Genomic DNA, 16726 nt, shown 5'->3' on the forward strand with positions numbered 1-16726 from the left:
CAAGTCTCGGAGCCTCATTGCCTTCTACCCGGGCGCGGCCTGCCGTCGACGAAGCTCAGGGTCTGCACCGGCGCGTCGCCGTTCGCATCGAAATGCAGGGTCGCGTCCTTTTCGCGGATGAAGAAATCGTGGTCGCCGGCCGGCACCAGTTCGACCGGATCCGGGCCCAGCGGCGGCCCGGCGGCGTACAGGCGGTCGCCGCGGCGCTCGATGTGCAGCACGATGTTCGAGACGAGGTAGTCGCCGGCAAAGCGATCGTAGAGCGCGGTGTCGGCCGGCGCCGCCGCACGCTCCAGCGGCCGGTAATCCTGCCAGCCGTATTCGGCCGCGATGCTGCGCATCAGCTCCTCGATCAGCGGCCAGCCGCCCGCGCCGTTCGTCATGATGACGGCGCCCTGCCCGCTCCCCACGTAGCCGAACATCAGCGCCTGGTAGCCGTCCTGCGCGCCGCTGTGGTGGAAGGCCGGCTGCGCTCCCTGGTGGTCGAGTTCGAAACCCAGGCCGTAATCCTTGCGCACCGGCGTGAACAGTGCCTTCACCTGGTCCTGGCTGAGAAACGCGCCGCCATGGCCGGCCGCTGCGCGCTGCAGCGCGGTCACGAAACGCGCCAGGTCGCCCGGCGTGCTCCACAGGCCGGCCGCCGCCAGTTCCGGAAAACGGCGCCAGCCGCCGTCGACCTTGCTGCCGTCCAGCGCATGGCCGGCCGCCACCCGGGCCGTCAATGCGGACGGCGGGCTCGCGGCGAACAGGCTGTCGCGCATGCCCAGCGGCGCAAGGACCTGATCGCGCGCCAGGTCCGCGAATGGCCGGCCGGCGGCATCGACGATGTATTGCTGGAGCACGCCATAGCCGAGGCTGGAATAGGCATACGGGCCGGGCGCATGGTCGGGCTCGGCCTTCGGCGGCTTTGCGGGAGCGGCGCCCGCCAGCACCTGCAGCAGGGTCGGCAAGGGCTCGGCGGCGCCGTAACCGGGCACGCCGCCGGCCGGCATGCCGGCCGTGTGGCTGAGCAGGGCGCGCGCGGTGACGGTCCGGGCGCCGGGCAGTTTCCAGGCGTGCAGGCGCCGGTTGATGTCTTCATCGAGATCGAGCTTGCCCTGCCCCGCCAGCCGCAGGCTCAGGACCGCGGCGACCGGCTTGCTGATCGACGCCGCCTGGAACAGGGTGTCGGTCGTGAGCGGACGGCCGCTGCCGGCATCGGCGACGCCGTAGGCACGCGCCCACGCGATCCGGCCGCCGTCGATCACGGCCACGCCCAGGCCCGGCACATGCAGGGCGCGCATGCGCTCGGCCAGCGCCATGGCATGCACCGCTTCGCCGCGCACGGCGACCGGCCAGCGCAGGCCGTTCTCGACCCGCGCGATACGGGCGTGCAGGCTCATGTCCTGGTCTTGCGCAGATACCCAGCAGGCCCACCCGGCCAGGCACAAACCCCACCAACGCTGTCCCATCGCGGCTCCGTCGAACGTGATCGATCCGGTATTTCAAGCTGCCCCAGCATTGATGTCAATGAAAAAAACCCGCTCGGAAGCGGGTTTGGCGAGGATCGCGGCGCGGATCAGGCCAGGCGCGGCGCCAGCCTGCCTTCCGGTTCGCGGCGCCGCCCGGCGCCCGGCGTACGGCTGCCGTCGTCATCCAGCCTGAACACGCTGACCACCTGCGCCAGCTGCTGCGCCTGGTCCTGCATCGCCGCCGACGCGGCCGCCGCCTGCTCGACCAGCGCCGCGTTCTGCTGGGTCACCTGGTCCATCTGGCTGACGGCCTCGTTAATCTGGCCGATGCCGGAACGCTGTTCCTCGGTCGCGGCCGTGATCTCGCCGATGATGTCGGTCACGCGCCGGACGCTGCCGACGATCTCGTCCATCGTGGCGCCGGCCTCGTTCACCAGGCGCGCGCCGCTGTCGACCTTCTCGACCGAATCGGTGATCAGTTCCTTGATCTCCTTGGCCGCCGCGGCCGACCGGTGCGCCAGGTTGCGCACCTCGCTCGCGACCACCGCGAAGCCCCTGCCCTGCTCGCCCGCGCGCGCCGCCTCGACGGCCGCGTTCAGCGCCAGGATATTGGTCTGGAAGGCGATGCCGTCGATGACGCCGATGATGTCCGCGATCTTCTTCGATGAGGCGTTGATCGAGGCCATGGTGTCGACCACCTGGGCCACCACCGCGCCGCCGCGGCCGGCGACGGTGCTGGCCGTCGCCGCCAGCTGGCTGGCCTGGCGCGCGTTGTCCGAGGTCTGGCTGACGGTCGACGTCAGCTCTTCCATCGAGGATGCGGTTTCCTCCAGCGAGCCGGCCTGCTGCTCGGTGCGCGCGGACAGGTCGTGGTTGCCGGCCGCGATCTGCGACGAGGCGCTGGCGATCGCATCCGAACCGCCGCGGATCTCGCGCACCATGCGCAGCAGCTGGTCGTTCATGTGCTTCAGGGCCGACTGCAGCTGGCCGATCTCGTCACGTCCGCCGACTTGCGGGTTGGCGGTCAGGTCGCCGGCGGCCACGCGCTGGGCGACGTCGACGGCTTCCTGGACCGGCTTGACGATGCTGCGGCCCAGCCACCAGGCGCACAGGACGCCGAAGACCGTGCCCAGCACGCCGAGCACGATCACGGTGCGGCGGCACTCATCCTTGATCGCTTGGATCTCGCCGCTCAGTTCCTTGACGCGCTTGCGCTGCATCTCGACCAGCCTGGCGATGCCGGCCTGGTAGACCTTCGCCGCCGGCAGATAGACCTTGTCGAGCACCTCGTTCGATTCCTGCACCTGGCCGGCTTCCTTGAGCTCGATCGCTTTCTTGCGCCCGCCCTTGTAGTCCTTGCGGATTTCCATCATCTGCGCAAAGGCCTGCTTCTCCTCCGCGGTCGTCAGCATCGGCTCGATCTCTTTCAGCAGCACCGCGGCCTTCTGGTCGGTTTCCACGGCGTTGGCGGCAAAGACCTGGACCAGCGAGGGATCGCTGCTCTTGACGATGGCGGTGGTGCGCTGCACCGCCAGTGCGATGTTGCCGTCCCATTCCGTGATCAGGCGGTCTTTCTTGACGGGTTCGTCCAGCATGCGCTGGGCTGCATCGGCGATCGTATTCAGCTTGACGATGCCGATCGCCGTGGTCAGGATCGACAGGAAGAGGACGATGGCAAAGCCGAGCGCCAGGCGCTGGCCGATCTTGAGATTCGATAGAAAATTCATGACGGGGGATTTGAAAAGGCGGGATGTCGGAATATTAGCGATGCATTTGCTGCAATGCAACCAAAGTTGTATATACGAAACATTGTTCACAATCCGGCCGTGGTTTAGTATGGCAACAAAACAACGGAACATCATGCAAAGTCCAAACTTCTCCTTCAGCACCCTGCTCCTCGCGCTGGCCCTGGCGATCGGCGTGACGGCCTGCAAGCGCGCGGAAACGCCGCCGCCCAAGCCGGCCGTTGCCGAAGCGCCGGCCGCGCCCACGCGCACGCGCGAGCAGGCCATCGCCGAACTGATGGCGTTGCCGGAACTGAAGGCATGGTCGGAGCAGATCGAGCAGGGCTCGCACGGCAAGGTGCACGGCGCCGTGATCGAGGACGATCCGACAGCGCGCGTCATCGGCGGCAAGGCCTATTACCAGCTGAGCTTCGTCGAGAACCGCAAGCAGAACGTGCACCGCCGCGCCAGCTTCCTGGTCGCGAAGACCGGCGACGAGATCCTGGTCGAGGATGCGGAAACCGACAGCCTGCAATCGCTGTCGGAATGGCGGCGCAATATCCAGCGCGTCGAATTGAAATAGATAAGCAGCTTGGATTCCCGCTTCCACGGGAATGACGTTGTTCTTGAGGGAGCGCAAATCTCCTGCACCTTGATGCGCTTATCGTAGTCAGCGCTGCTGGCCGCGAGGCGCTGTCGCATGCAAATGTGGCGGCGCCACTCCTCCCCCGGCCGGCGGCTCCTGCACTCCCTTCCACTCCGCCAGATAATGCTGCGGCGTCCTGCCCAGCAAGCGCCTGAACATGCTCGTGAACGCGCTCGGGCTGGCATAGCCCAGCGTGCGCGCGATCGTGCCCACGCCCTCGCCGCGCGCCAGCATCTCGAAGGCATGCGCCAGGTGCACCTGCTGCACCCACTGGCGGTAATGCAGCCCGGTCTCCTTCGGGAACAGGCGGATCAGGGTGCGCGCGCTGGCGCCGGCGTCCGCAGCAAGGTCGTCGAGCCGGCGCGGGCTGCCCGGCTGGGCCATGATCCCGCTGCACAGCGCCTGCAGGCGGCGGTCGCGCGGCCAGGGCACGGCGATCGGCACGGTTTCCATCGCCGCCAGCTCCGACAGGATCAGGCGCGCCAGGTCGCCGCCGCGGCCTTCGGGCGGATACGCGACCGGTTCCAGCGCCAGCGCCAGGATCAGCTCGCGCAGCAGCGGGCTGACTTCCAGCACCCGGCAATCCTCGACCAAGCTGCCGGCGGCGTCGGCGTCGATGTAGAGGGTGCGCATGTTGACGTGGCTGAGCATGGTCAGCTCGTGCAGCACGCCGGGCGCGATCAGCAGCGCGCGGCGCGGCGGGATGATCCACACGCCATGCTCGGTACGCACCCGCATCACGCCGCCGCTGGCGTACAGCAGCTGCACCCAGGGGTGGCAATGGGCCTCGATGGTCTCGCCGTGCTGGACTTCGGACGGCACGGCCGTCACGCGGCGCGGCAGCGCGAGGAATTTCGGACGGTAGCGTGGGGAAGGCGTGAGTGTCACTTTGGCGACGAAAAATGGAAGATGCGTTCGGATCGCCCATATTACACTGGCCGGTCACTCAGTTCATCCTTGCCATGACCACATCCACGACTTCCCCCGGCGCCAGGACGGCGCAGACCGGCACGGTCCTGCAGATCCTGTTTTCCGTCGCCTTCGTCCACCTGCTGAACGACTGCGTGCAGGCCGCGCTGCCGGCGATCTACCCGCTGCTCAAGCAGGAATTCGCGCTCAGCTTCGCGCAGGTCGGCCTGATCACCCTGACCTTCCAGTGCACGGCCTCGCTGCTGCAGCCCTGGATCGGCCTGTACACCGACAAGCACCCGATCCCCTTCCTGCTGCCGATGGGGATGTGCATGACCCTGCTCGGCGTGGCGCTGCTGTCGATGGCGGGCAGCTTCGGCATGCTGCTGCTGGGCGCCGGCATGATCGGGGTCGGCTCCTCGACCTTCCATCCGGAAGCCTCGCGCGTCGCGCGCCTGGCCTCGGGCGGGCGCTTCGGCTTCGCGCAGTCGCTGTTCCAGGTCGGCGGCAACCTGGGTTCGGCGCTCGGCCCGCTGCTGGCGGCCGCGATCCTGGTCGGGCGCGGGCACGGCAAGTTCGCCTGGTGCGCGATCCTGGTGGTGCTGGCGGTGCTGGTGCTGGTGGGCGTGAGCCGCTGGTACGGCAGCCACCTGAAGAACGCGCCGAAGAAGGCCGCGCTACATGCCGGTCCGCCGCTGCCGCGCAAGCGCGTGTTCCAGGCCCTGGCGGTGCTGGCGATGCTGGTGTTCTCGAAGTACATCTACATGGCCAGCCTGTCGAGCTACTACACCTTCTTCCTGATCGAGAAGTTCCACGTGCCGGTCGGGACCGCGCAGATGTACCTGTTCCTGTTCCTGGCCTCGGTGGCGGTCGGCACCTTCGCCGGCGGCCCGATCGGCGACCGCATCGGCCGCAAGCGCGTGATCTGGGTTTCGATCCTGGGCGCGGCGCCGTTCACGCTGGCCCTGCCCTACGCCAGCCTGTTCTGGACCGGCGTGCTGTCGGTGGTGATCGGCCTGGTGATGTCCTCGGCCTTCTCGGCCATCGTGGTGTTCGCGCAGGAGCTGGTGCCGGGCAAGGTCGGCATGATCGCCGGGATCTTCTTCGGCCTGATGTTCGGCATCAGCGGCATCGGCGCCGCCGCCATGGGTCACATCGCCGACGTCGCCGGCATCGAGCAGGTGTACCGCATCGCCTCCTTCCTGCCGCTGCTGGGCATCCTGGCGGCGCTGCTGCCGGACATGGAGAAGGCGAAAGCCTAGGCTTCCGTGCCCTGGACGGCTTCCAGCGCCTCCTGCGCCCGGCGCAGCCGCTCGCGGCTGTTGCCGATGTGCAGGCGCATCGCGGCGCGGGCCGATTCGGCGTCGCCGCGCGCGATGGCGTCGACGATCTGCTGGTGCTCGCGTCCGACCTGTTCCATATAAGCCACCGGGTCGGCATGGGTCAGGCGCGCCGAGTTGACGCGCGCCCGCGGGATGATGTTCGCGCCCAGGTGCTGCAGGATGGCGCGGAAGTATTCGTTGCCGGAAGCCTGGGCGATCGCCAGGTGGAAACGCTGGTCCAGCTCGACGGTGTCCTGCCCCGTGCTGGCCGCCTGCTGCAAGGCCGCCAGCGCCGCGCGCACCTCGTCCATCTGGGCGTCGGTGCGGCGCGTCGCCGCCAGCCCGGCGGCTTCGGTCTCCAGGCCGATCCGCAGTTCCAGCAAGGCGATCACGTCGCGCACCGTGGTCACGGTGGCCGGATCGATGCCCATCACCGGCGGTGGCGGCGGCAGCACGAAGGTGCCGATCCCGTGCCGCGTCTCGACCACGCCGGCCGCCTGCAGGCGCGAAATCGCTTCGCGCACCACGCTGCGGCTGACGCCCTGTTCCGTCATGATTTCCGTCTCGGTCGGCAGTTTGTCGCCGGGATGCAGCGCGCCATTGCGGATGTGTTCGGTCAGCTGCTCGACCACCAGCTGGGCGAGATTGCGGTGTTTCCGGGGAGTGGGGAGCGTCATGTTGCTCATTGCCGACCTTTAAATCAATCGATTGCTATTTCAGGTAGGCCTGATTATACTTGCCCTCAGCTTGTAAGACGTCAGACAACTGATGTTGAACAAACCTACACAAGCACGGAGGCAATAATGCGGTCAGAAACTACCGGAACGCCACGCAACATCCGGATGCACGACAAGGATAACGTCGCCATCGTCTCGAACGACGGCGGCCTGCCGGCCGGCACCGTCTTCCCGGACGGCCTGGTACTGAAGGACAAGGTCCCGCAGGGACACAAGGTGGCGCTGCGCCCCATCGCCCAGGGCGAAGCCATCCTGCGCTACAACGTCGCCATCGGCCACGCCCTGCGCGACATCGAGCCGGGCCAGTGGGTCGAAGAATCCCTGGTCGGCATGCCGCCGGCGCGCGAACTCGACAACCTGCCGATCGCCACGATCCGCCCCGATCCCCTGCCCCCGCTGGAAGGCTACACCTTCGAAGGCTACCGCAACCCGGACGGTTCGGTCGGCACCCGCAATATCCTCGCGATCAGCACCACGGTGCAGTGCGTCTCCGGCGTGGTCGAGTTCGCGGTCAAGCGCATCAAGGACGAACTGCTGCCGAAGTACCCGAACGTCGACGACGTCGTCAGCCTGGACCACACCTACGGCTGCGGCGTGGCGATCGAAGCGCCGGGCGCCGAGATCCCGATCCGCACCCTGCGCAACATCGCCAGGAACCCGAACTTCGGCGGCCGCGCGATGCTGGTCAGCCTGGGCTGCGAGAAGCTGCAGCCGGGCCGCCTGTTCCCGGCCACCGGACTTTCCTCATCCATGCCGATCAAGGACGTGAACGGCCCGGACCACGTCTGCCTGCAGGACAACGCCCACGTCGGCTTCGGCTCCATGATCGACAACATCATGGACACCGCCGAGCGCCACCTGATGGAACTGAACGCGCGTGTGCGCGAGACCTGCCCTGCTTCGGACCTGGTGGTCGGCGTGCAGTGCGGCGGCAGCGACGCCTTCTCGGGCGTGACCGCGAATCCGGCGGTCGGCTTCGCCAGCGACCTGCTGGTGCGCGCCGGCGCCGCCGTGATGTTCTCGGAAGTGACCGAAGTCCGCGACGGCATCGACCAGCTGACCGCGCGCGCCGTCGACGAAGCCACGGCCCAAGCCATGATCCGCGAGATGGCCTGGTACGACGACTACCTGAAGCGCGGTGGCGTCGACCGCAGCGCCAACACCACGCCCGGCAACAAGAAGGGCGGCTTGGCCAACATCGTCGAAAAGGCGATGGGCTCGATCATCAAGTCCGGCACCGCCCCGATTACCGGCGTGCTGTCGCCGGGCGAGAAGCTGCAGCAGAAGGGCCTGATCTACGCCGCCACCCCGGCCAGCGACTTCATCTGCGGCACCCTGCAGCTGGCCGCCGGCATGAACGTGCACGTGTTCACCACCGGCCGCGGCACGCCCTACGGCCTGGCGGCGGTGCCCGTGGTGAAGGTCGCCACCCGCGACGACCTGGCGCGCCGCTGGCACGACCTCATGGACATCAACGCCGGCCGCATCGCCACCGGCGAGGCGACGATCCCGGACGTCGGCTGGGAACTGTTCAACTTCATCCTCGACGTGGCCAGCGGCCGCAAGAAGACCTGGGCCGAGCACTGGCGCCTGCATAACGCGCTGGCGCTGTTCAACCCGGCCCCGGTGACGTAAAGCGTTTTCACCCAGGAACCTGCTGCGTCCGGCTTTCGACAGCCGGCGCGGCAGGCGCACGCCCCTACCCATAACAAACCCAAGGAGACAGCAGCATGAAGAAAGCAGCAGCCCTGATCGTCGGCCTCGCAGCCGGCGCCGCCCAGGCCCAGGCCCAGACCTCGGTGGAGATCTACGGCATCATCGACGCCGCCATCGTCAGCGAACACGGCGGCGTAGCCAGCCCGACCACCAAGATCACCAGCGGCGCCGCCTCGGCCTCGCGCATCGGCTTCCGCGGCACCGAGAACCTGGGCGGCGGCCTGTCCGCTTTCTTCACGCTGGAAACCGGCACCAAGATCGACACCGGCGAGGTCGACGCCGCCGGCACCATCTTCAACCGCCAGGCTTTCGTCGGCCTGAAGGGCGCCGCCGGCCAGGTCGCGCTGGGCCGCCAGTACACCCCGTGGCACAAGGCCCTGGCCGCGGTCGACCCCTTCGGCACCGGTTACGCCGGCACCTCGAAGAACCTGTTCCCGGATAACGGCTCGAACGTCCGCACCAGCAACACGATCACCTACGCCTCGCCGAAAGTCAGCGGCTTCGACGGCGAACTGGCGTATGCCTTCGGCGAGCAGCCGGATGCCTCGACCGGCCGCCAGTTCGGCGCCGCGGTCGGCTACGCCAACGGCCCGCTGGCCCTGCGCGCGGCCTACAACAGCAAGAACACCGACGTCACCGCCACCGCCAGCGCGCCTTTCGTGAGCCGCTCGCTGGGCCGCAACACGCTCCTGACCGCGGCCTGGCAGCTGCCGCTGGCTTCGCTGCGCTTCGCCTACGGCATCGACAAGGGCTTCAACGCCGCCACGCTGGGCAACGCGAACAATCCCTACGGCGGCGTGAAGCCGACCCCATCGACGGATGGCCGCTCGATCCTGCTGGGCGTCTCGGCGCCGGTCGGTCCGGGCACGCTGATGGCCTCGGTGATGCACAAGGACGACCGCACCAGCTTCAACCAGGACGCCAATGCCTGGGGCATCGGCTACCTGTACGCCCTGTCGAAGCGTACCGGCGTGTACGCGGCCTACGGCCATATCGATAACAGGAACGGCGCGGGTTACACTGTTGCCAACAATACCGAGACGGGCACCGGCAACACCGGCTACAACCTGGGCCTGCGCCACGTCTTCTAAAAGCCCGACAAGGAGACTGGATGTTCGAGATCAGCCAGGTCCGCTGTTTCGTCGCCGTGGCGGAAGAGCTGCACTTCGGGCGCGCCGCCGAGCGCCTGAACATGACGCAGCCGCCGCTGAGCCGGCAGATCCAGCTGCTCGAACACCACGTCGGCACCCGCCTGCTGGACCGCAGCAGCCGCGGCGTACGCCTGACGGCGGCCGGCAAGGCCTTCTTTCCCGAGGCGGCGCGCATCCTGCGCATGGCCGACGAAGCGGTGGTGACGGCGCGCCGGGTCGCCAAGGGCGAACAGGGCGCGCTGGCGATCGGCTTCACCGCCGCCTTCGGCTACGGCCTGTTGCCCGACCTGGTGCGGCGCCTGCGCGAGCGCGCGCCCGGCATCTCGCTGACGCTGAAGGAACTCGTCACCACTTCCCAGCTCGAAGGACTCGACAGCGGCCAGCTCGACATCGGCCTGATGCGCCCGCACGCCCGTCATGGCGAGCTCGAGACCCTGCTGCTGGCGACCGAGCCGCTGATGCTGGCGATTCCGGAGCGCGAAGCGGCCGACTGGCCGGAAGAGCCGACCCTGGACTGCGTGCACGGCAAGCCCTTCCTGATGTATTCGCCCTACGAGGCGCGCTACTTCTACCAACTGCTGATCAACTGCTTCGACGCGGCCGGCGTGGCGCCCGACGTGGTCGAGCACATCGGCCAGATCCACACCATGCTGGCCCTGGTCAGCTCGGGCGTGGGCGTGGCCCTGATCCCCACCGCGGCCGCGCGCCTGCAGTTGCGCGGCGTGGTCCTGCGCACCATGCATACCGAGCCGCGCGAGCCGGTCCAGACGATCTGCGCTTATCGCCGCGACAATGGCAATCCCATCCTGAACGTCTTCCGACGCGACATCCTGCCGGCCTTCATCCAGAGTCAACGATCCAATTTTTGAATCGATCTAAACACTCATTGGTTTGTTTGAGCATGATTGCCGCACTAATATGGGGTCATAAGAAAACCAAATGATCGGATCCCTGCCGCCGGCGGGGGCGACTCAACGACATCAGGAGACCCTTGTGGAACAAGCACAAGCCATCAGGACCGCGGCAGCGGCCAAAGTCCAGACCCGTACCCGCTGGACGATCCTCGCCATGCTGTTCGTGATCACCACCATCAACTACGCCGACCGCGCCACGATCTCGATCGCCGCCCCGGGCATCCGCAAAGAGCTCGGCCTCGACGCGATCCAGATGGGCTTCGTGTTCTCGGCCTTCGCCTGGTCCTATGTGCTGGCCCAGCTGCCGGGCGGCTGGCTGCTCGACCGCTTCGGTTCGAAGATCACCTATTTCTTCAGCATCTTCCTGTGGTCGGTCTTCACCATGCTGACCGGGACCGCCGGCTTCTTCGCCGGCGGCGCCGCGGTGTTCATGCTGTTCGCCCTGCGCCTGCTGGTCGGCGCCGCCGAAGCGCCCTCCTTCCCCGGCAACAGCCGCATCGCATCAAGCTGGTTCCCGACCAACGAGCGCGGCCTGGCCGCCGCCATCTTCAACTCGGCCCAGTACTTCGCCACCGTGCTGTTCGCACCGATCATGGGCTGGCTGGTCCACTCCTACGGCTGGCACAGCGTGTTCTTCGTGATGGGCGGCCTGGGCATCGTGATGGCCTTCGTCTGGCTCAAGGTCATCTACGGCCCGAAGGACCACCCCTCGGTCAGCCAGAGCGAACTGAAATACATCCAGGACGGCGGCGCCCTGGTCGACCTCGACGGCGCGCAGAAGGCCCCGGCGCAGGTCAACACCTTCGCCGCCATCAAGGAACTGCTGGGCAACCGCATGCTGCTGGGCGTGTACATCGGCCAGTACGCCATCACCACGCTCACCTACTTCTTCCTGACCTGGTTCCCGGTCTACCTGGTGCAGGAGCGCCACATGACGATCCTGAAGGCCGGCTTCGTGGCTTCGGTGCCGGCGATCGCGGGCTTCCTCGGCGGCGTCGCCGGCGGCTGGCTGTCGGACCGCCTGGCCAAGCGCGGCTACTCGCTGTCGGTGTCGCGCAAGGTGCCGATCGTGCTGGGCATGCTGATGTCGATGAGCATGATCGCCTGTAACTACATCGAGACCGACATGCTGGTCGTGGCCGTGATGTCGCTGGCCTTCTTCGGCAAGGGCGTCGGCGCGCTGGGCTGGGCGGTGGTGTCGGACACCTCGCCGAAGGAAGCCGGCGGCCTGTCGGGCGCCCTGTTCAACACCTTCGGCAACACCGCCGGCATCACCACCCCGATCGTCATCGGCTACATCGTGCAGGCCACCGGCTCCTTCTCCGGCGCGCTGGTCTTCGTCGGCGCCAACGCGGCCCTGGCGATCGCCTGCTACCTGTTCATCGTCGGCGACATCAAGCGCTTCAGCCTCTCCAAATCGCTGATCGCGAAGTAAAGCAATCCTCATAGCTATCAAGGAAGTACACATGACACCCTACGTATCCGGCGCTCCCGTCGTCACCGAACTGCGCGTCGTTCCCGTGGCTGGCCGGGACAGCATGCTGCTGAACCTCTCCGGCGCCCACGGCCCCTGGTTCACCCGCAATATCGTGATCCTCAAGGACAGCGCCGGCAATACCGGCCTGGGCGAAGTGCCGGGCGGCGAGAAGATCCGCCAGACCATCGAGGACGCCAAGCCGCTCATCGTCGGCAAGACGCTGGGCGAGTACAACAACATCCTGAATGCGATGCGCCGGACCTTCGCCGACCGCGACGCGGGCGGGCGCGGCAACCAGACCTTCGATTTGCGCACCACCATCCATGCCGTCACCGCGGTGGAGTCGGCCCTGCTCGACCTGCTGGGCCAGTTCATGAACGTGCCGGTCGCGGCCCTGCTGGGCGAAGGCCAGCAACGCGACGCCGTCGAGATGCTGGGCTACCTGTTCTACGTGGGCGACCGCCGGAAGACCAACCTCGACTACCGCAGCGAGCCGGACGCCGGCAACGCCTGGTTCCGCCTGCGCAACGAAGAAGCGCTCACGCCCGAGGCCGTGGTGCGCCTGTGCGAAGCGGCGCGCGAGCGCTACGGCTTCAACGACTTCAAGCTGAAGGGCGGCGTCCTGAGTGCGGACGAAGAGATGGAAGCGGTCGATGCGATGCACGAGCGCTTCCCGGATGCGCGCATCACGCTCGACCCGAACGGCGCCTGGTCGCTGAAGGACGCGATCCGCGTGTGCCGCGACAAGCACGGCGTGCTGGCCTATGCCGAAGACCCGTGCGGCGCGGAGAACGGCTTCTCGGGCCGCGAAGTGATGGCCGAGTTCCGCCGCGCCACCGGCCTGCCGACCGCGACCAACATGATCGCCACCGACTGGCGCCAGATGGCGCACTCGATCCAGCTGCAGTCGGTCGACATCCCGCTGGCCGACCCGCACTTCTGGACCATGCAGGGTTCGGTGCGCGTGGCCCAGCTGTGCGAGATGTTCGGGCTGACCTGGGGCTCGCATTCGAACAACCACTTCGACATCTCGCTGGCGATGTTCACCCACGTCGGCGCCGCCGCGCCCGGCAAGGTCACCGCGATCGACACCCACTGGATCTGGCAGGACGGCCAGCGCCTGACGAAGGAGCCGATGAAGATCGAAGGCGGCAAGATCCGCATTCCTTCCAGGCCGGGCCTGGGTATCGAGATCGACGAGGCCGAGCTGGAAAAGGCGCACCAGGCGTATAAAAACATGGGCCTCGGTGCTCGCGACGACGCCGCCGCGATGCAGTTCCTTATCCCGAACTGGACCTTCGATAACAAGAAGCCCTGCCTGGTGCGCTGACTGGAAAAATCATGGCCTACAAGGAAAACGACATGCGTCCCTACAGCGGCATTCCGAACCGCTTCAAACAGGATCTCCGTGACGGCAAGCGCCTGATCGGCTGCTGGTCTTCGCTGGCCAACCCCTTCACCACCGAGATCCTCGGTCTGGCCGGTTTCGACTGGCTGCTGCTGGACGGCGAGCATTCGCCGAACGACCTGAACAGCTTCATCCTGCAACTGATGGCGCTGAAGGACAGCCCGAGCGCGCCGGTGGTGCGCCCGCAGTCGAACGACACGGTGCAGATCAAGCGCCTGCTCGACGCCGGCTTCTACAACTTCCTGATCCCCTTCGTCGAGAACGCCGACGAGGCGGCCCAGGCAGTCGCCGCGACCCGCTATGCGCCGGAAGGCGTGCGCGGCGTCTCGGTCTCGATGCGCGGCAACCGCTTCGGCACCATCCCCGACTACCACCAGGTCAGCAACCGCCACATCACGGTGGCCCTGCAGATCGAGAGCCGCACGGCGGTCGCCAACATCGAGGCCATCTGCGCGGTGGACGGCGTCGACTGCGTGTTCATCGGCCCGTCCGACCTGGCGGCCGACTATGGCTACCTGGGCAACTCGAACCACCCGGAAGTGCAGGAAGCGATGCAGCGCGTGTTCGCCGCCGCCAAGGCCGCCGGGGTGCCGGTCGGGATCCTGGCGCCGGCGGAAGACGATGCGCGCCGCTACATGGAAATGGGCGCAACGATGGTCGCCGTGGGCAGCGACCAGGGCCTGTTCCGCGCCGCCACCCAGGCGCTGCGCGACAAGTACGCACAGTAATCTACGAAAGATACGGAGAACACAATGAGCAAGATCGGATTCATCGGCCTGGGCATCATGGGCACCCCGATGGCGGGCAAGCTGATCGAGGGCGGCCACGAGGTGTACCTGTACACCCGCAGCAGCGTGCCGGGCGCGCTGGTCGAAGCCGGCGGCAAGGCCTGCGCCTCCAGCAAGGAAGTCGCGCAGAACGCCGACATCATCATCACCATGGTGCCGGACACCCCGCACGTGGCGGACGTCCTGTTCGGCGAGAACGGCGTGGCCGACGGCCTGAGCCCCGGCAAGGTGGTGGTCGACATGAGCTCGATCTCGCCGGTCGAGACCAAGGCCTTCGCCGAGCGCATCCGGCTGCTTGACTGCGAATACGTCGACGCCCCGGTCTCCGGCGGCGAAGTCGGCGCCAAGGCGGCCAGCCTCACCATCATGGTGGGCGGCTCGGAAGCGGCCTTCGAGCGCGTCAAGCCGCTGTTCGAACTGATGGGCAAGAACATCACCCTGGTGGGCGAGAACGGCGCCGGCCAGACCTGCAAGGTGGCCAACCAGATCATCGTCGCCCTGAACATCGAGGCGGTCGGCGAAGCCCTGCTGTTCGCATCGAAGATGGGCGCCGACCCGGCCAAGGTGCGCCAGGCGCTGATGGGCGGCTTCGCCGCGTCGCGCATCCTCGAAGTGCACGGCGAGCGCATGGTCAAGCGCACCTTCGATCCGGGCTTCCGCATCGAACTGCACCAGAAGGACCTGAACCTGGCGCTGTCGAGCGCACGCGCGGTCGGCGTCTCGCTGCCGAATACCGCCACCGCCCAGGAACTGTTCAACAGCTGCGCGGCCCACGGCGGCGGCGGCTGGGACCACTCGGCGATGGTGCGAGCGCTGGAGAAGATGGCGAACTTCGAAATCGGCCAGCAGCAAAAATGAGCACGACGACGACGCGTTCGATCCCGCGTCAACTGCTGGTGAAGATGTTCGAGGCTGCGATCGCGTCGGCCCAGCCCGACCATTGCGTGCCCCTGCACCTGCCCGAACCGGGCCCCGGCAGGACGATCGTGATCGGCGCCGGCAAGGCCTCGGCGGCCATGGCGCAGGCGCTCGAGAAAAGCTGGGCCGGTCCGCTGTCCGCGCTTTCCGGCCTGGTTGTCACGCGCTACGGCTATGCGGTGCCCTGCCAGCGCATCGGGATCGTCGAAGCCGCGCACCCGGTGCCGGACCAGGCCGGCCTGGATGCGGCCCGCCGGATCATGGAACTCGTCGAGGGCTTGGGTCCGGACGACACCGTGATCTGCCTGATCTCGGGCGGCGGCTCTTCGCTGCTGCCGCTGCCGCTCGACGGCATCACGCTGGAAGACAAGCAGGTCGTGAACCGCGCCCTGCTCGCCTCCGGCGCCACCATCAGCGAAATGAACTGCGTGCGGCGCCACCTCTCTGGCATCAAGGGCGGACGCCTGGCCGCGGCCTGCCATCCGGCGCGCGTGTTCACCCTGCTGATCTCCGACGTGCCCGGCGACCGTCCCTGCGACATCGCCTCCGGCCCGACGGTCGGCGACCCGAGCACCTGCGCGGACGCGCTGGCGATCGTGCGCCGCTACGGCATCGAACTGCCGGCGGCGGTACGCGAGGTATTGGAGAGCGGACGTGGCGAATCGGTCAAGCCGGGCGACGCACGCTTGGCGCGTTGCGAAACGCGCATGATCGCGACGCCGCAGATGGCGCTGGAAGCGGCGGCGCTGGTGGCGCTCGACGCCGGCATCACGCCTTATATTCTCGGCAATGCGATCGAGGGCGAGGCGCGCGACGTCGGCAAGGCGATGGCGGGCATGGCGCGCCAGGTGGCGGACCACGGCCAGCCCTTCGCCAAACCCTGCGTGATGCTGTCCGGCGGCGAAACCACGGTGACCGTGCGCGGCCGGGGCCGCGGCGGACGCAATGTCGAATTCCTGCTGGCGCTGGGACTGGCGCTGGAAGGCCGCGCGGGCATCCATGCGCTGGCGGGCGACACCGATGGCGTCGACGGCCAGGAAGAGATCGCGGGCGCCGTGCTGGCGCCGGATACGCTGGCGCGGGCCTGGGGGATCGGCATCAAGCCGGCCGATGCCTTGCAGGACAACGACGGCCACGGCTTCTTCGGCTCGCTGGACGATTCGGTGGTGACCGGGCCGACGCTCACGAACGTGAACGACTTCCGGGCCATATTGATACTGTAAACGCGTCGTCTTCGCGTAAACGCGTCGTCCCCGCGGAGGCGGGGACGACGTTAAAAAGCTATCGGTACTGCTGCTGCCTGAATCTTACAGCTCGATCATCACGTTGCCTTCCGGGTCGATGCGGTTGCCGTAGGAGGCGACCCAGGCATTGAACAGGCTGCGCCAGAAGCCCTGGCCCGGCTGGCGGAAGGTCGGCGACGACATCGATTGCATCTGAGCGACTGCGCTGGACTGGTTGGACATGATTCGCCTTTCGAAGAATATTTTGGATTGGTGTCCATCTTAGAGAGGCGGCGATATATCGTCCAATGATATGTCCGAATGCCGGCCATCAAAAAACAA

At 67.3% G+C, this 16726-nt stretch carries 15 protein-coding genes; 10 read left to right on the plus strand and 5 right to left on the minus strand.

What is annotated here, in order from left to right; all coding sequences use genetic code 11:
- Nucleotides 1-14: 14 nt before the first annotated feature.
- Together AM586_RS10510 and AM586_RS10515 are read right to left on the minus strand one after the other, a co-directional pair.
- Nucleotides 15-1382: a serine hydrolase gene (locus AM586_RS10510; protein ID WP_052233257.1), complete on the minus strand. Its 1368-nt coding sequence runs from the start codon at nucleotides 1380-1382 to the stop codon at nucleotides 15-17.
- Between the two features lie 176 nt (nucleotides 1383-1558).
- Complete coding sequence (locus tag AM586_RS10515) at nucleotides 1559-3178, minus strand: methyl-accepting chemotaxis protein (protein WP_052233256.1); 1620 nt, start codon at nucleotides 3176-3178, stop codon at nucleotides 1559-1561.
- 133 nt (nucleotides 3179-3311) lie between these two features.
- On the opposite strand from AM586_RS10515, the gene AM586_RS10520 reads away from it, so the two are divergent.
- Nucleotides 3312-3758 (plus strand): hypothetical protein, encoded by a 447-nt coding sequence (locus tag AM586_RS10520; protein WP_052233255.1) that lies wholly within the window; start codon nucleotides 3312-3314, stop codon nucleotides 3756-3758.
- A gap of 87 nt (nucleotides 3759-3845) precedes the next feature.
- Here the strand turns inward: AM586_RS10520 and AM586_RS10525 are convergent, their stop codons facing one another.
- Nucleotides 3846-4709 carry a helix-turn-helix transcriptional regulator gene (locus tag AM586_RS10525; RefSeq protein ID WP_082439746.1) on the minus strand — a complete coding sequence of 288 codons (864 nt, stop codon included), beginning with the start codon at nucleotides 4707-4709 and terminating at the stop codon, nucleotides 3846-3848.
- Between the two features lie 74 nt (nucleotides 4710-4783).
- On the opposite strand from AM586_RS10525, the gene AM586_RS10530 reads away from it, so the two are divergent.
- The gene (locus AM586_RS10530; protein WP_052233254.1) at nucleotides 4784-5992 is read left to right on the plus strand and encodes an MFS transporter; all 1209 of its coding nucleotides are present in this window, start codon (nucleotides 4784-4786) and stop codon (nucleotides 5990-5992) included.
- Here AM586_RS10530 and AM586_RS10535 read toward each other — a convergent pair.
- The gene (locus tag AM586_RS10535; RefSeq protein ID WP_052233253.1) at nucleotides 5989-6738 is read right to left on the minus strand and encodes a FadR/GntR family transcriptional regulator; all 750 of its coding nucleotides are present in this window, start codon (nucleotides 6736-6738) and stop codon (nucleotides 5989-5991) included. The two genes, AM586_RS10530 and AM586_RS10535, sit on opposite strands and share 4 nt — an antisense overlap.
- A 117-nt stretch (nucleotides 6739-6855) precedes the next feature.
- On the opposite strand from AM586_RS10535, the gene garD reads away from it, so the two are divergent.
- The 8 genes from garD to AM586_RS10575 all read left to right on the plus strand — a co-directional run bounded on the left by garD (nucleotide 6856) and on the right by AM586_RS10575 (nucleotide 16384).
- Nucleotides 6856-8424, plus strand: coding sequence for a galactarate dehydratase (gene garD / locus AM586_RS10540; RefSeq protein ID WP_052233252.1), 1569 nt, complete (start codon nucleotides 6856-6858; stop codon nucleotides 8422-8424).
- Nucleotides 8425-8519: 95 nt separating this feature from the next.
- Nucleotides 8520-9596, plus strand: coding sequence for a porin (locus tag AM586_RS10545; RefSeq protein WP_052233251.1), 1077 nt, complete (start codon nucleotides 8520-8522; stop codon nucleotides 9594-9596).
- 20 nt (nucleotides 9597-9616) lie between these two features.
- Nucleotides 9617-10525: a LysR family transcriptional regulator gene (locus AM586_RS10550; RefSeq protein WP_052233250.1), complete on the plus strand. Its 909-nt coding sequence runs from the start codon at nucleotides 9617-9619 to the stop codon at nucleotides 10523-10525.
- A gap of 199 nt (nucleotides 10526-10724) precedes the next feature.
- Nucleotides 10725-12005 carry an MFS transporter gene (locus tag AM586_RS10555; protein ID WP_229412959.1) on the plus strand — a complete coding sequence of 427 codons (1281 nt, stop codon included), beginning with the start codon at nucleotides 10725-10727 and terminating at the stop codon, nucleotides 12003-12005.
- Between the two features lie 31 nt (nucleotides 12006-12036).
- Nucleotides 12037-13377: a glucarate dehydratase gene (gene gudD, locus AM586_RS10560; RefSeq protein ID WP_052233249.1), complete on the plus strand. Its 1341-nt coding sequence runs from the start codon at nucleotides 12037-12039 to the stop codon at nucleotides 13375-13377.
- Nucleotides 13378-13388: 11 nt separating this feature from the next.
- Nucleotides 13389-14183, plus strand: coding sequence for a 2-dehydro-3-deoxyglucarate aldolase (gene garL, locus AM586_RS10565; RefSeq protein ID WP_229411033.1), 795 nt, complete (start codon nucleotides 13389-13391; stop codon nucleotides 14181-14183).
- Between the two features lie 24 nt (nucleotides 14184-14207).
- Nucleotides 14208-15101, plus strand: a complete 894-nt coding sequence (glxR, locus tag AM586_RS10570) for a 2-hydroxy-3-oxopropionate reductase (RefSeq protein WP_052233248.1) — start codon at nucleotides 14208-14210, stop codon at nucleotides 15099-15101.
- Complete coding sequence (locus tag AM586_RS10575) at nucleotides 15098-16384, plus strand: glycerate kinase (protein ID WP_052233247.1); 1287 nt, start codon at nucleotides 15098-15100, stop codon at nucleotides 16382-16384. The genes glxR and AM586_RS10575 overlap by 4 nt, the downstream gene beginning before the upstream one ends.
- A gap of 84 nt (nucleotides 16385-16468) precedes the next feature.
- On the opposite strand, the gene AM586_RS28090 is transcribed toward AM586_RS10575, so the two are convergent.
- Nucleotides 16469-16627, minus strand: coding sequence for a hypothetical protein (locus tag AM586_RS28090; RefSeq protein WP_156328084.1), 159 nt, complete (start codon nucleotides 16625-16627; stop codon nucleotides 16469-16471).
- Between the last annotated feature and the right edge of the window lie 99 nt (nucleotides 16628-16726).

The sequence above is a fragment of the Massilia sp. WG5 genome, from assembly GCF_001412595.2.
Taxonomy (GTDB): Bacteria; Pseudomonadota; Gammaproteobacteria; order Burkholderiales; family Burkholderiaceae_D; genus Telluria.